Below are 15,321 nucleotides of genomic sequence, written 5' to 3'. Positions count from 1 at the left end.
TTTTATGGATTGACTTTGGCAGGTTGAAATCTTTTGATCATAGGCTGAATATATTCCCCTATCACCGAGAGCCTGAAATACGCTTTGTTAAATGGATTTATCCCTTTTTTGATCAAAACCGTGCACATACAGACTAGGATAAATAATTCCGTTGCCAGCCAGTTCAGTGTTGTTCCAATGTATCCCCATTGCCGGATGAGCATTAAATTCAATAAAATGCTTACAAACGCTGCGGCCACGGATATTTTAAAAAACTGCGTATCCATTCCCAGATTGAGCATGATCTGGATCCCAAATACATTGTTCAGAGAGAAAAGCAAGGGAACAATAGCCAGTATACGAAAGACGGGTACAGCAGCCTCAAATTGCGGCCCATAGAACAGGGTAATGACAAAGGGACCAAGAACAAACATGGCAATTGATGCAGTCCCTAAGAAAAGTACGATCATAGGCACCAGCCTCTGTACGACTTGCAGTCCCTGTTGACGGCCTTCTCCAAATGCTTTGCCGATAAATGGATAGAACGCTTGCGCCAGCGGCATTGCTAGTACCGACTGTGCAATGATGATCAGTCGCTGCCCGGCCGTATAATATCCGACCTGCTCCTGGCTTTGGAAAAAACCCAGTATGACGGTATTGGTGCTGGAATACAGGTTGACGAAAATTAGTGACAGGAATATGGTCTTTTCTTCCCAAAGCACCTGTGCGCATCTGCGTAGCGGGGTGTGCAGGAATTTAAGCTTGTATCTGCGAACCGCCCAGAAAAACGACAGCAATGCGACAATGGTCTGTGAAAGTCCAATCAAAAGTGGCTGCCAGATGTAATCTTCATTTTGGCGTATTACCAAAATGATAGAGCCTGTAAACATTAGCCTGCTGATCAGGTTAAATAGGGCAACCTTGGAAAGATCCTGCATGGCCTGATATAGCCAGTTCTGGGTAAACAAGAGGCTGATGCACAAGGTGTAGGAGAATATCAGGACGGTTTGATTTGCTTTAAAGTCTTCTACGGTAAAAAGCAGAACAGCAAAGGCAGCCGTCGATAAGGCAAATAACAGGCACTGCGTAAAAAAAACTTCACTGAAAATCCGGTTGCGCAGTGCGGCATCATCCGGGCTTTTGGCCAGCTTCCGGGTCGCTGAAAAGTCGAAACTATAACTTATTATAAGCGTGAAATACGTAATCAAAGCAGCAGCAAAGTTGATTATGCCGTATTTTTCAGGTCCGATGATGCGTGAAATGATGGGGACTGAGATTAATGGCATCACATAGGTAGCAATCTGTACCACTGTCAGGGACAGTACATTCTTTGTAAGCTGCTGCTTTGATTTCTGCGTAGTAACTGATTGAACCATTAACGTTGTAGGTAATAAAGTCGGGATTTGAATGCAGGAAGGACGGATAGCCGGATCTAAAATCTTCCCCAAAAGTCACTGAAAGGCGATGCTATGCCTTTATGCTTTGTGTCATAATAATAATTGGCATTGTAGTTATATCCGTAGCCGTATTTTAGCCTTTGGATGCCGTTAAAAATGATGTTGATATTGGTTAGATTTTTCTGCTCCTGAATTTCTTTCAGAAAGCTCAGCTCTGCTTTTTGCGTCACGCCCTGCCTGATAGTGTAGAAGGTAGTATCCGCATGGCGCGAGATAATCATCGCATCAGACACCAGGTGAACGGGAGGGCTGTCGATGACGATATCATCGTAATGGTTGCGTAAATATTCAATCAGGTAAGCAAGCTGGGGCGTTTCCAATAATTCGCTTGGATTCGATATATGTTCGCCACATCCGATCATATCCAGCCCGGATTCGGAGACGGACACCTGGATAATTTCATCAAGCAAAGCAGTTTCGTTCAAAAAGTCGGCAATGCCAGGATGCTGGTTCTTGGTGCCGAAAATGGCATTCAGCTTGGGCTTACGAAGGTCGAGCTCTAAAATGATCGTTTTTCTGCCCGACAATGCAAGACTCACCGCCAGGTTACTGCTCACAAAACTCTTTCCTTCACCGGGCACACTCGATGTAATCAGGGTTACCCGTCCTGTAGAGGCATTGCTGGACAAGTAGGAAAGCTTCAATCGTAACGACCGGAACTGTTCGCCGATGGCGGTGGCTTTGCTGCTCTTGATCTGAATGGTGTTGCTGGATCTTTCCAAGGGAATTTCGGCAATAACCGGCAAGTCTAGCTCATCTTTGATTTCCTGTATGCTTTGGATTTTGGAGCTGAAAAGTCCGCGCACGTAAATCAGGCCGATGGGAAGTCCCAGTCCGATCAGAAGCGCGCCGGCAAAAGCCATGGACCGCTGTGTTTGTTTTGCCGGGCCAGAATAAGCATGGTCGACGATGCGATCCTCAGCCAGTTTTGATGCATAGCTCACCGAGATTTCTTCACGCTTTTGCAGCAGATAGGTATATAATGTTTCCTTGATGGCCTGCTGCCTTTTGATGCTGATATACTGGCGCTCCTGCGTTGGAATGCTTTTAATGGAAGACTCGAAGTTCTGATTGAAGGACATTAATTTGCGCTGGGTATTTTGCAGTGATGCCCGGATGCTTCCCACATTCTCGCGGATTGCGGCTTTTGTTGTCACGATCTGCCGGTTAATGGGTTCAAAGTCCGGGTTTGTTTCAGGAGTCGTTGCCAGCAAACGCTCGCGCTGTAAATTTAGCTGGGCAAGTCTTTCAATCATGCTTCGTAAAGCCGGATCGTCTATTCCGAGCGTCGTGGGTGTTTTGTCCTGACTTTGATTCGAGTTGATATATCGCTCAATTCCTTGAACTACACTCAATTGAACATTAACCTCATTCAGGTGCGCATCATTGCTCTGCATATTTTCCAGACTTATCTTGGAATTCGAGCTGATATCAGTAAGGCCGCGCGCACTTTTGAAAACCTCTATTCCTTTTTCGGCATCATTAAGTTCTTTGCTAAGGGATGACAAACGCTGGTCAATAAAGTCGAGCGTATTTCTGGCTTCGCGGTTACGCTGCATCGTGCCCGCCAAATTGTAGTTGAAGATGATCCGGTTCAGAACGTCCTTTCCCCGCTGAGGGACCTCATCATCAATGGATAAAATGATGGTTGTGGACAGCTTATTAGAAAGTGCAACAGACAGTTTGCTTTGATAACTTAAAGCTGTCTTCTCAACATCAGAAATAGAAATCCTGATTTGTTTACCAATGAATGCATCCAGGTTTTCGGTAGGTTCAAGTTTCCATGTACCAAACTTGTTGCTGAAACTATCTTTAAAACTAAACGCCTGGTCTGTTTTATCAGGCATTCTGATGAAAAACGTGTCCCGGTCCTTGATGGTCACTGTAACGGTTCCATCCTGACTGCCTGCTTTGAGGACTGTTAATTTTACCGGTCCGGAATTGTATAAATCTTGCGAAAATATACCATCCATTTCCTGGTAGCCAGTGCCTAGTGACAGTTCCTGAACAACTTGCTTGATAAGCTGCTTGGATTTGAAAACCTCAATTTCATTTTCGATGATCCTCGAAGAGCTTAATGCATCAATTTCGTGAAGCGGCGAAGCCTGGTTTTGGTTTTTCTTCTCATCCTGTATGACAATGGTTGCATTGATCTCGTAAATCGGCCGGGCAATTTTCAGATAAAAAATGATAGCGGCAATCGAAATGGATAAGCTGATTACAAACAATGGCCAGTGATACAAATACTTGTTGATTGTACTACCTATATTGAAAGATTGTTTTCTTGCCTCAGGCAATGTGAATGTGGCAAGCGTGGCTTGTTGGGTACTCATTAGATTTATCTATATAAGTTCGAAAGAACAATGGCGATGATGGAAAGTCCTGATAGCAGGAGCGTAGTAACGCGATAACCCCGATCTACTGTGGCATACTTGGTGCGATCAGGCTGCACATAGATTTCATCATTATTTTTGAGATAGAAATAGGGAGATTCAAATAGCTTTTTTGATGTAAGGTCAATTGGAATAAAATTTCTTTTTCCATTCTCTTCCCTGACCAAAATAATGTTATTACGCATCGCTGTAATATTTAAATCACCTGCCATACTTAAAATCTGAGTAATGGTTGTCCGCTCGTTTTGCAGGGTATAAATATTGGGATGTTGCACATCTCCATAAACAGCAACTTTGAAATTAATGATGCGGATATTTACTACCGGATCTTTATAATAAGTAAGTAATATTTTGGCTAATGAATCGCTTAAAGACGTTGTTGTTAACCCCGCCACTTTCATGTTTCCAATTAAAGGCAAATGGATATTTCCATTAGGATCTACCATGTACCCTGTAATAGGATTACTCGATGATTGATCATAACTACTGCCATTGACCCGGTTTAAATTGTAATTAAATATGGAGGAAGATTCAGGGTTTCTGCTGGTCACATTTATCCCTAATATATCGGCTGACTGGATTGTTAACGGAGAATAATTTTTGACAACTTCCGTGACAAGTGAATCTCTTCTTAAATCAGTAAAATAGGGTACTTTTTTGTAAGAACTGCACGCAAACTGGATCAGCAGAAATGCAGTGATTAAGGAGTAAATAGAAAATCTGAAAATCGATTTAAATAATGTCTGTGCAATTGACTTCATGCTGAGGAGGAGCGTTGATTACAGCATAAAATACGTTATAGTAATTGAGTTGCTTCAAGTTTTTGGGGTGTTTCGTAAGGACTCTGGGGTGCAATGGGGAAAAAGGGGGGTGTGAAAATAGGTCCGGGATGCGCATATTTAGAACCCATTTTCAAAAGAAAGTTCCTGGCTGGAATTTGCCAAAGAGCTAATTCGCCAGGAACATTTGAATAGTTCAAAATTATATTGAAGCTCTGATATTTTTATCAATTGCAGAACCTGTATTTCTATACGTAAAAGCTTGCTATTTGCTAGTTGAGACGGTGAAGTTACCTGCAAATTCCAACTCCCCGCCCGAGCTCACAAACACTTCTTTAACAGCGGCGTCTGCTTGCACTTTTACCGTGTGTCCTCCATTGATCTGAACGGAATCCTTCAAGCCGGGAGGCCTTCCGGTAGACCAAATGGAACGGTCTTGCCAGTTTCCTGAGCCGATCGTTTGAACCAAGTCGGAAAATAGGGACGTGGTTTTGAAGTTTTTAAACAAAAGCTGGTCTGATTTGGACTGCTGGGTGCCAAACCAGTCGGTGAGAAGGTCGTTATATACTCTGCGGAAATCGATTTGCATCTTTAAGTCTTGATTATTGAGCCCAGTTTCGCTGGGAGGAACAAGATCTTTTATCAGGTCCGGATTTGTACCAACCTGCTGCCTTTTCAAACCAGTTCCAAACAAAAACATCGGTGCTGCAATCCCGTGGTCGGTCCCCTTGGACGCATTGGAGCTGGCACGTCTGCCAAAATCCGAGAAAGTCATTCCCATTACACGGTCTTCCAAATTCGACATTTGAAGATCTTTCTGAAAAGCGCTGATTGCACTCGATAGATTTTTCAGTAACACCGCATGAGTCCCCTCTGTTGTACTTGAATTGGTCACCTGGGCCGCATGTGTATCAAACCCGCCCATCTCAACATAATATATTTTTGTTTTCAGCCCGCCTTGAATCAGCCTTGCCACGATTTTCAGCTGCTGTGCCAATTCATTCTCGCCCTCAGGGTATGCGGCAAGGTTCTTTCCTAAACTGGCCGCTTTTCTTATCTCAGAGCTATATTCGATTGCTAAAACCTGCTGCTGTCTTATTGCTTTTATCAGGTCCCCTGAGTCGCAGCAGGGAAGATCTGTTGCAGGCACAAAGCTTTCCTGGCCCACGAGCTGGTAAAACTCGTCAGGACTGACCAGCGAAATACCCATTGACTGTTTGTTTCCCAGCAGGCTGGTGGATCCCACGTAGCCGATTTGTATGGCCAAAGGATCTTCCATCTCACTGCTAGGATACTGCTCAGGATATCCGGGAAACCTGTTGTCAAGATACCTGCCGGCCCATCCACTGGTAGCATATTGATCCGAATCGACGCCCGTCATCCAAATGTCTGATGATCGCACGTGTGAGAAGGTCGGGTTAGGGTAGGATACGGAATGGACAATGGCTAGCTTTCCTTCCGCGTGCAGTTGCTGCATATCAGTCATTGCCGGATGAAGGCCTGTTTCAGGGCTACCAGCTAATGGTAGTGCACTTTTTTCGGGGATTGCGATGTTGCTTCGCAAATTGTTGTATGCAGAATAATATTCCAGCGGAATGACCGTATTGAGCCCATCATTGCCTCCATTGAGGTAAACCATCACCAGTATACGGTCCGAATAGGCCGCGCCGGCTTGTGCAAGGGATTGGACCAACGCTGAATTCTGTGTGAAAGCTCTCAGACCGAAGCCATTCAGCGTCACAGGGACAGCCATAGTTGCCGCTGCGGCTATAAAATCTCTTCTATTCATGTTATTAGCAGTTATTAAAAAACCTGGAATTCAGCCATGCCGACCATATACTTCATCAAAACTTGCAGCCGCCAGTAAAAATTGGCTTTTGTGGATTCGGATGGATTTCGTCGATAGGCATTAAATTCATAGGTCCATGAGCGTCGCGTAGAAGTTTGCATCATGATTTTATCAATCAAAAAATCCTTTTGCGACTGAAAAAGCTCGTTAGCAAACAGGTTTTTCGAAAATTCCTCGAATACTTGTTCACAGGTGATACAAGGAGTGCCGTCAACATCCGAAAAGTTCGGTTGTAAAGAAACGACCCAGGCCAGAAAGTCTATGCCGTATGTGTAACCCTGATGATATTGATAAGGATAGATGAAGGTTTCACCCATTTTGCGCCGCATTCCAATTGTAGAAGCATTAATCCAGTTCATGGAATACCCGGTCTGATAGTAGGGCAAGGAGCCAAAGACTAATGGCTGATCCAGAAAATTCAATTGCATGTTTACCATGCGCCAGTAAGTCGGCTGGGTATAATTACGAAATGCCGAATATTCCTTTACGGGGTGAGGAACCTTGTGTTTGAAAAGCCTGAGTGAGCCAATAGCGAGCTCTGCGGGTGATTTTACGATGGCACCTACGTTGGAACGATCAAAGAATATCTCGCTCGTTAGCAACTTTTGGAGGACGGGCCCGATTGCAAAATTATTTTCAGGGCTGGCAAAAAACGCCGCCAATGGAGCGATTACACTGTTTTCTATCTGATCTGTCACGTTTGTATTTACATACCAACGATACAATTTCCGGCAAATAAATTTGGGTGCCTCCGGGTGTGACAAAAGCATTTCCACCAGCTCACTTATTTCCTGATCTCCGGCGTCAGGCCCTGAGCGCCCGGTTATCACCTTGTTGTTATAATGATGGGAAAACTTTTTATCTGACGTGTCGTGTCTGCTGCTATTAAACACCGTACCGATGGTGGTAGAGCCATTAACATACTGATTCAGAGCTTGCCATCCGGTCAAAACGCGCGCTGCTTGCTTTACGTCTTCTTCTGTATAGTTGGCCTGGTCCGCTTTATTGCGCTGGCCAACCGTGAACAACTCCTGCAATTCCCTGCCATAGTTCTCGTTAGGGTGGTTTTTCTCATTCTCATTTCCGTTCTGGTACACGAGCATGGAAGGGTCTTTGGTTATTTCGATTGTCAGCGTTTTAAAGCTTCCTAATCCTTTATTGCGAAGCAACATTAGATATCGGTATATGTACCGGTAATCTTCGACGACCTTATGCGTAGTTACAAAATGATTTTGCCAGAATGCGGTCAGCTTTTCAAGAACCGATGGCGCTCCATTCTGTTCTGCCATCAGGCCGATCCACCAATACTTCAAGAAATAAGAATATTCAAACCTGCGCTGGTAGTCAAAGGGCTTCTCCATGAATGTCTGCCCGGCAATGCTGCTGTACTCATCCATCACTACGGGTGGCGGAGGAGTAGCTGTCACAGTCACATTGTCAAAAAGTTTCTGAACTGCATCCTGTGCAGTCAGACCTGTAAATTGAATGATTTCATCAGGAGTCGGTCCGAAGGTGGCCCTTCTTAATAAATGGGCTGCTTGTCGGGATGTTAGAGGGGGTTGGTATTTGTCCAGATAGGGCATAGAAGCTCGGATTGCTTAGAGATTTGTCATAGCGTTAAGTTTATACAATGTTATCTTAATGGTTCTAGTTAACATTTTATAAGCATACCGCAAACAATTCTACACACTATTTCTATTTTTTTGCCGAACTGGTTAGCATTACATGAAATTAGCGGCTTTGGATAGCAACTTTTTCGTATCCCGAGCTCTCATTACCCACTTTAACCTCATCTATAAACATGATCCTTGAATTTGTGACCGTCTTGCTTTTCCGCTCCCATCCCCATTTGTATAAACCAATTTTAAAATAGGGATACATTGCGTCATTATAAGCATTTGGCTCATTGATTCGCTGTAAAACAAGCTTCCCGTTTTTCCAAACTTCGATAACGCCTGTGTTGTCATAAGACCAGCGGATGTGAAAAACCCAGTCCAGCCATTGCTCTTTGTCTAGTCTTCCCAGGTTCAACCGGTTGAACGTATAGTCCCCCTGATGATTCACTTCCTTACTGTCAGACCTGACTTCCAGCACAATGCTATCATTTAAAACGCCAAGAAGCAGGGGAGGGCTTCTCCATTTTTCACCCTTGGAAAAGTCAGGCAACGCCTGCCACTGAACGATACTCTCTTCTATGGTATCCTTTACAAAACTTCGGGGAAAATAGACGGAGAATGCGTACCATTCCTCCCGGTTTTTATTAGGTGAAAGGCCGAGTTCTGACCAGGGCGTGCCCAGAGACAAGTCACCCTTTCTGAGCTCGATCCTGGCTGAGCGCAAGCCGTCCCTTTTGATCGAGTCTGATAAGGTTGCTGACCAGTCACAACAGGTGTTTCTTTCAGCCCATTCACCGATTGTCTCGTTGAAATTATAACTGGCCAGTATGTTGTCAGCTGGTTGCTGAGGGTCGGTCACCTCTTGTGGTTTGTCAATTTTCATGGGTTCACAGCTGCTTAGCAACACATGCAAACCTGTAACCAGGAGCATCATAACCCAACCGGGGATAGATTTAGCGGACATATAGTGCGCGTATTTTGAAGAGTTTGTCAGCTGACTCACATTGTCAGGTATGTCTGCAAAGATGTAATCAGCTCATTAGAAGCATATTTTCCAACATTATGCAATGGCGTTAGGTCGACCATTGCGGCAGAAATCTTGGCTTTTAAAGTTGTCAAATCATAAGCCGCGTGCAGGTAATTGAGACTTTCCAGCCGTTTTGCTGTGGCTAGCTGGTGGTCATTGCGATGCTCGCCAAACTTGGCAAGCTTTGGAAAGATAACGATGGGCTTTTTTCTTTCAAAGGCGGAGATGATTGTACCCATTCCTGCATGACTTACAATCAATTGCGCATTATTAAAATACATTTCCATTTCCAGGGAGCTCGTAAATTCGAAGCTGTGCATATTCCTGACTTTATACTTGCTCGCACCAACCTGAGCAACAATAGGAATGTCTGGCATAGAAAGCGCAAGTTCATCCATTGTCGTGATTAATCGATCAAAGGGGCCTTGGGTTCCGACGGTAACAAAAATCATGAGATAGAGGATTAAAAGTTGACACAGGTTTCAGGTGTCGGTCTTGTCTCTGCAAGTTTAGCTCTTCAAAGTCCATCTCTGTAACTTTTTGGGGTAATCGTATCAATTATTAGGGTATAGTCTGCACTTATTTGGGGGCAGTATTTTCAGGCATTTATTTAATGAAAATAGCAAATAAACTATTTCTACAAATGACCGTACAACTAAAAAGATGTGGTGTTAGTTGTGAGTATAAATATAAATCTAATTGGCATAAAAACTAAATACTTATCTGCTGTATAAATACTTGAAATATTGATTTGTTTTAGTGAAAATCAACTTGGTACTGCATACATAATAACATATTAGCTAACCGAATTATATTTTTGAAATACATAATGATCTAGTTGGTGTTTAACCTATAAAATTTTCGGATTAGCCGAATCGATATTTTGCCATATATATAACTATGTTGAGAAAATATGTTGTCTAAATATAATATGCATCTGAATTTACTTTTTGTTAAGTAATGTGTCAATTGTGTTCGCCTCGTTATATATATAGGTGCTAATAATTAACTAACCCCCGAGGTATTTAATATCACCCCACAATTAATTGATTTGACCCCAAAAAGAAGTGGCTAGAATAACTGTCTTGTAAATTTGAATCGTCAAATCGGTCTTGTCAACACATTTGCACTTTAAGCCTGAATTTAATTTAACGTAATTGAATGAACAAGAAATTGTTTGACATTCCTATTTTGTTAATCACATTTAACAGACCGGAAACAACTTGCCTGGTTTTTGAACAAATCAGGAAATTAGAACCCACTCATTTATATTTATTTTCTGACGCACCCCGATCAGGTAATACCGAGGATATTGATTTGGTGGAAACTTGTCGATGTCTTCTCAATGATTCTCAAATTGATTGGACTTGTCATGTGGAAAGATGGTTCCCGGAAACGAACATGGGTTGTGCACTCGGTGTGTCTTCTGCAATTTCATGGGCATTTGAATCAAGCGAGCGACTGATCATTTTAGAAGACGATTTTTTCCCACAGGCCGATTTTTTCAGCTTTTGTAAATCAATGTTGGAAACCTACCGCGATAATGATCGGATCATGCATATTTCCGGAGCGCATAAAAGTGAAAAGGTCGAGGCGAATGATGCTGATCATATGTTCAGCCATATAGCGGAAACCGGCGGTTGGGCTACCTGGAAATATGCCTGGGAAAAGTACGATTTTTGGATGGAACAACTCTCGGATATGAAGAGTCAGAAGCTTATTCAGCGGCTCGTCAGAGACAAGCACATTTCCAATTACTGGCACGAGCGCTTTGACAGGGTTTTTGAAGATGGTAAAAAGCAAAATTGGGAAGTCCAATGGCAATATACGCTTTTCAAGAACTATGGCCTGGCTGTAGTTCCCACTACGCATCTGGTCAAAGATATCAGCGGTATGTTAACGTTTAACGCTCGCCATGAATCGGATGTGGAGCCTTCCTCCGATTACCCGAATGGAAAGCTAGGTTCTGCTGCCAAAGGTTTGGCACAGAACACATTGAGCCGTGCACAAAGCCAGGGACAAGCTTCTCTTGCCGCAAGACTCCTGTACAAGTTTTCAGTAATGCTGGGTATAGCTCGAAAAGAGAGCCGTATTTAGCCGCTTTTAGATTAAGTATGCTTGATAACCAATACTACTACTCCCGCCTCTTTTTAAAATCCTCTAAATGTTATGAAAACCTACTCTGCTCAACGCCGTTCATTGTTCTACTTATGGACTGATATCCTTTTATTGAATTGCGCTTACATGATCGCCTCCGGTATCAACTGGTATGGTGCCAGATCTTTCGACGATCAAGATTACTCCGGTATACTCGTGATCAGTAATTTGTTATGGATCGTTTGTGTAAATCTGTTTGAGATCTATACGCCCTCATTTAATTCGCAAAATAATCTGGGCCGGTTCTGGCGACTGTTGCTAACCAGCACGGTACATTTAGTTTGCATGGAGGTCTATATTTATCTGAGCGGAAATCCAACCCAGATAAGTGAGAACTGGATTTTTGCCGGATACCAGGTGTTTACAATTCTCGTATTTATCGTACACCTTACCATCACTGCTGCGCTATGGTTGCTTAAAAAGTCCCGGGTCATGGTGAAGCGGTACGTTATCGTGGGAGACGAGGATCTGAATGATCTGATAAAGCCTTTCTATGAGAACCATTATGAATTTGGACATTCTTATTGCGGCTCATTCCAATTTGATAGCGAGCAGACGCAACTCGAAAAACTGGAAAATTTCATAGAAACCCGTAAACCTGATTTTGTCTATTGTGCATTGGCTGAGATGAATGAAGATCAAGTTAAAGGTGTGATCAGGCTGGCCGAAAGAAAAAATACGCACCTTCGCCTCGTGCCAGACTATCCGAAATTTCTTTCCGGAAAGCTTCACACGGGAAGACTTGAAGATTTCCCAATCATCGATGTCAAGACCAAAGCACATACGGGCTCAAACGAGCAATTTACCAAGCGTGCCTTCGATCTGCTGTTCTCTTCTATTGTAATGGTCTTAGGCTTTCCTATATTCTTACTGGTCATGGTTGCTGTGAAGGTTTCTTCAAAGGGCAGCATCTTCTTCTTGCAGGAGCGTACAGGAAGGTGGGGTGGAAAGTTTAAAATTATCAAGTTCCGCACCATGTATACCGACGCGCACACCTACGGACTTCAGCATTCCCTGGGTGCATTGGACCCTCGTATCACGGTAGTAGGCAGATTTCTCCGCCGTACACGTTTAGATGAACTTCCGCAGTTTCTCAATGTGCTCAAAGGTGATATGTCAGTTGTCGGGCCAAGGCCACTTCACAAATATGACGTTGACATGCTAATGGGTGAGGCCAGTCATTCATTTCAGAAGGTCCTGACAATCAGGCCGGGAATCACATCCATCGGGCAGATAAAGGTCGGCTACGCAAGTAATATATCAGAAAATCTGCTCAGGCTCAAATATGATATGCTTTATCTGAATTCATACAGCCTTGCAACGGATATCTACCTTATATTCTTGACGATCCAGGTGATTTTACTGGGTAAAGGAAGATAATTGCTCAGTTGCTGACCCCTGATTAAGGTCGTTGTACCCCAAAGTCGACAATAGATGCCACAAAAGGCTTACCTAAGTGGCCCGCAGGCTGTTATTTCGTATACCGGTGAAGGCCCTCGTTAATGTGCAGCTATTTATACTGCTCTTAAGAGTGCGAACTTCACATTAAAGGTTAGCTAATGCCAATTTGCTGCAACCGAATCAAAAATTCATGAACCTAATACAAGTGCCAAGGTTGTCGGCAAAGCGATATCACAATCCGACATCTGATTCCATAGTGACCGTCTAAATTTTACCGGCAAGTATACAAGCATGCAACAAGCACGTTATAAATCTTCCTCCATTTTTGTCAACGGAAACCAGTTGACCGAGATATTTAGTAATATCAAAACATACCTTTACCATTGGCCGCTTTTTGCCTTCGGTTTGGGGATTGCAGGTATCGTATTGGTCGGCTACTTACAAACTATCAAGCCAATTTATGAGATCAAAGCATCCATTCTCATTCCAGATCAAAAGAAGGCACCCACGGACCAGTCGCCGCTTCACGAGATAGATTTGTTGAATTCAAGTAGGATCATTGACAATGAGCTCGAGATCTTAAGATCAAAAGATATAATGGACAAAGTTGTCTCTGATCTTCAATTGAATATTTCATATAAGGGTAAGCACGAATTCTACTCAACTGATCTTTATGACGAAACTCCCGTTAGGCTTAAATTAAGGCAAACAATCAGCACGGCTCTTCCCGCTACCATTCGAATAGTTCCGCTTGATGGTAAAAGTTTCAAATTGTTAGGGCCAGACGGTCATTCCAACCTTCTTCAATACAATAAACAAGTGAGAAGCGACTTTGGCACATGGGAGCTGACGGCTACAAAGCACTTGAAAGAACATGCTGGTCAAGAGATTGCCATTTCAGTTTTGAATGCCGACGACGCAGCACGTCAATATCAGAGTTCGTTGAAGGTTGAGTTGTCCAATAAGTCCTCAACAACTCTAATGCTTTCGATTAATGACGTAGTAAGTAATCGCGGAAAAGATGTTTTGAATTCTCTTATTTACAATTATAACCTGGAAGGAGATCAGGAAAAAGCCCGTCGAACTAAGAACACACTCGCTTTTATCGATGAACGGTTGGCGGCTCTGGCAACGGATTTAAACTCGGCAGAAAAAGGAATAGAGCACTTTAAAAGTACCAGAGGACTCACTGATATTAAATCCAAATCACAAATTAGTCTTGAAAACTTACAGCAAAATGATAGCCAGCTTAATGAAGTAAGTGTAAAATTAAGTGTTGTCGAAGGAATAGAAGATTTTATCAATTCCTCACATAGCGCAGAGAAAGTTCCTGCAACCATGGGAATAGTAGATCCTGCCCTAAGTAGCCTTGTCGAGCAGCTTTCTCAGCTGCAGCTGCAGCGGGAAAAATTGTTGGCAACAACCCCCGAATCGAATCCTGACTTTGAGCCCATCAATAGGCAGATAGTGGCAACTAAGCTTTCAATAAAGCAATATGTCGCCGGCATTAAAAGTTCATTGCTGAACACACGTGCCAAGCTGGAATCAATTAATAATAGATTTGAATCATCAATAAAAAACATACCGATTCAGGAGCGTCAGTTTATCAATATAAAAAGGCAGCAGGAAATCAAAGAGGGTCTTTACATCTATCTTCTTCAAAAAAGAGAGGAGATTTCTGTTAAGTACGCATCAGCCTTTGCAGATAATAGAATTGTCGATAATGCCTATTTATGGGGCCGGAATAACAAGCAAAAACAAATCGCCCTATTAGCGGCACTGTTATTGGGAATTGGGTTACCAGCCGGAATTATATATTTCAGGCGCGTTCTCAAACCAAAAATAACAAGTGTGTTTGAAATAGCAGATGCCGTTGACATTCCCATAATTAGTGAGCTTTCATTCTCTCCCGTGAAAAACCTGGTTGCCCTGCATCATTCGAATCTGGGATCTGCCATAGCTGAGCAGATTCGTACTTTGCGAATTAAACTGCGACATCCAGCCGATCAGCAAGATGGAGGTAGAGTTACCTTAATAACATCAAGTTTATCTGGTGAAGGCAAGAGCTTTGTAAGTGTAAACTTAGCGCTCTCAATGGGCCAGGTAGGTCGGAAAACGATCATCTTGGAAATGGACTTTTTCAGACCTAAAATGGCGAAAATATTTAATTTAAACGAAAATCATTTAGGTGTGACTGATTTCTTGAATGGATCAGCCAATATCGGTGATATAATTCAGACGTTAGATCTTAACGAACCAATTGATGTCATTACGAGCGGCTCCAACTTTATAAATTCTTCGGGATTGCTTGAATCTGAAAGGTTAGATAATTTGATCATGTACTTGCGAAGCTTCTATGATTACATTATTATTGATACGGCACCTGTTCATTTGGTTCCTGATGCAATAGTTATTTCCAGGTTCGTGGATAAAGTTTTATACGTTATTAGGCAAGGTCATACGTATAGAACTGAGTTATCTTTTATCCATCAGCTTTTTATTAAGAATGTTTTAGGCAGATTTGAATTAATTTTTAACGGAATAAATCCGGTAAAATATGGATATGGAGAGGGTAATGATCAAAGTTACTATCATACGAAGCAGAGCCTGGCGATTTTTAGTGATTTTAAAGACAGATTTTAACATGAACCATATTATAATAC

The 15,321-nt window shown here is 42.7% G+C and carries 10 protein-coding genes; 3 read left to right on the top strand and 7 right to left on the bottom strand.

The features are described from left to right. Window positions 1-2: 2 nt before the first annotated feature. The 7 genes from G395_RS0123205 to G395_RS0123170 all read right to left on the bottom strand — a co-directional run bounded on the left by G395_RS0123205 (window position 3) and on the right by G395_RS0123170 (window position 9,552). Complete coding sequence (locus G395_RS0123205) at window positions 3-1,355, bottom strand: flippase (RefSeq protein ID WP_026632253.1); 1,353 nt, start codon at window positions 1,353-1,355, stop codon at window positions 3-5. Between the two features lie 56 nt (window positions 1,356-1,411). Beyond that, complete coding sequence (locus tag G395_RS0123200) at window positions 1,412-3,769, bottom strand: GumC family protein (protein WP_026632252.1); 2,358 nt, start codon at window positions 3,767-3,769, stop codon at window positions 1,412-1,414. Window positions 3,770-3,774: 5 nt separating this feature from the next. Then, window positions 3,775-4,590, bottom strand: coding sequence for a polysaccharide biosynthesis/export family protein (locus tag G395_RS0123195; protein WP_051350328.1), 816 nt, complete (start codon window positions 4,588-4,590; stop codon window positions 3,775-3,777). A 283-nt stretch (window positions 4,591-4,873) separates the two neighbouring features. Beyond that, window positions 4,874-6,397 (bottom strand): DUF1501 domain-containing protein, encoded by a 1,524-nt coding sequence (locus G395_RS0123185; RefSeq protein WP_026632250.1) that lies wholly within the window; start codon window positions 6,395-6,397, stop codon window positions 4,874-4,876. 14 nt (window positions 6,398-6,411) lie between these two features. Continuing rightward, window positions 6,412-8,040, bottom strand: coding sequence for a DUF1800 domain-containing protein (locus tag G395_RS0123180; RefSeq protein ID WP_026632249.1), 1,629 nt, complete (start codon window positions 8,038-8,040; stop codon window positions 6,412-6,414). Between the two features lie 148 nt (window positions 8,041-8,188). After that, on the bottom strand, window positions 8,189-9,037 hold the full coding sequence (locus tag G395_RS30100) for a polysaccharide lyase family 20 protein (RefSeq protein ID WP_157486789.1): 849 nt from the start codon (window positions 9,035-9,037) through the stop codon (window positions 8,189-8,191). 35 nt (window positions 9,038-9,072) lie between these two features. Continuing rightward, window positions 9,073-9,552 (bottom strand): glycosyltransferase, encoded by a 480-nt coding sequence (locus tag G395_RS0123170; RefSeq protein WP_026632248.1) that lies wholly within the window; start codon window positions 9,550-9,552, stop codon window positions 9,073-9,075. Between the two features lie 922 nt (window positions 9,553-10,474). Between G395_RS0123170 and G395_RS30095 the strand changes: the two genes are divergently transcribed. The 3 genes from G395_RS30095 to G395_RS0123155 all read left to right on the top strand — a co-directional run bounded on the left by G395_RS30095 (window position 10,475) and on the right by G395_RS0123155 (window position 15,301). Then, the gene (locus G395_RS30095; RefSeq protein WP_157486788.1) at window positions 10,475-11,197 is read left to right on the top strand and encodes a hypothetical protein; all 723 of its coding nucleotides are present in this window, start codon (window positions 10,475-10,477) and stop codon (window positions 11,195-11,197) included. A gap of 72 nt (window positions 11,198-11,269) precedes the next feature. Then, window positions 11,270-12,637, top strand: coding sequence for an exopolysaccharide biosynthesis polyprenyl glycosylphosphotransferase (locus tag G395_RS0123160; protein WP_084439789.1), 1,368 nt, complete (start codon window positions 11,270-11,272; stop codon window positions 12,635-12,637). A gap of 312 nt (window positions 12,638-12,949) precedes the next feature. Continuing rightward, window positions 12,950-15,301 (top strand): GumC family protein, encoded by a 2,352-nt coding sequence (locus G395_RS0123155; RefSeq protein ID WP_026632246.1) that lies wholly within the window; start codon window positions 12,950-12,952, stop codon window positions 15,299-15,301. Window positions 15,302-15,321: the final 20 nt, after the last annotated feature.

Origin of the sequence: Dyadobacter alkalitolerans DSM 23607 (genome assembly GCF_000428845.1) — a bacterium.
Classification (GTDB): Bacteria; Bacteroidota; Bacteroidia; order Cytophagales; family Spirosomataceae; genus Dyadobacter; species Dyadobacter alkalitolerans.
This window is presented reverse-complemented; position numbering and strand designations above follow the sequence as displayed.

Excerpts from the sequence above, each read along its gene's own strand:
- G395_RS0123205 (WP_026632253.1), bottom strand. The coding sequence starts at position 1,355 with ATGGTTCAATCAGTTACTACGCAGAAATCAAAGCAGCAGCTTACAAAG.
- G395_RS0123200 (WP_026632252.1), bottom strand. The coding sequence starts at position 3,769 with ATGAGTACCCAACAAGCCACGCTTGCCACATTCACATTGCCTGAGGCA.
- G395_RS0123195 (WP_051350328.1), bottom strand. The coding sequence starts at position 4,590 with ATGAAGTCAATTGCACAGACATTATTTAAATCGATTTTCAGATTTTCT.
- G395_RS0123185 (WP_026632250.1), bottom strand. The coding sequence starts at position 6,397 with ATGAATAGAAGAGATTTTATAGCCGCAGCGGCAACTATGGCTGTCCCT.
- G395_RS0123180 (WP_026632249.1), bottom strand. The coding sequence starts at position 8,040 with ATGCCCTATCTGGACAAATACCAACCCCCTCTAACATCCCGACAAGCA.
- G395_RS30100 (WP_157486789.1), bottom strand. The coding sequence starts at position 9,037 with ATGTCCGCTAAATCTATCCCCGGTTGGGTTATGATGCTCCTGGTTACA.
- G395_RS0123170 (WP_026632248.1), bottom strand. The coding sequence starts at position 9,552 with ATGATTTTTGTTACCGTCGGAACCCAAGGCCCCTTTGATCGATTAATC.
- G395_RS0123160 (WP_084439789.1), top strand. The coding sequence starts at position 11,270 with ATGAAAACCTACTCTGCTCAACGCCGTTCATTGTTCTACTTATGGACT.
- G395_RS0123155 (WP_026632246.1), top strand. The coding sequence starts at position 12,950 with ATGCAACAAGCACGTTATAAATCTTCCTCCATTTTTGTCAACGGAAAC.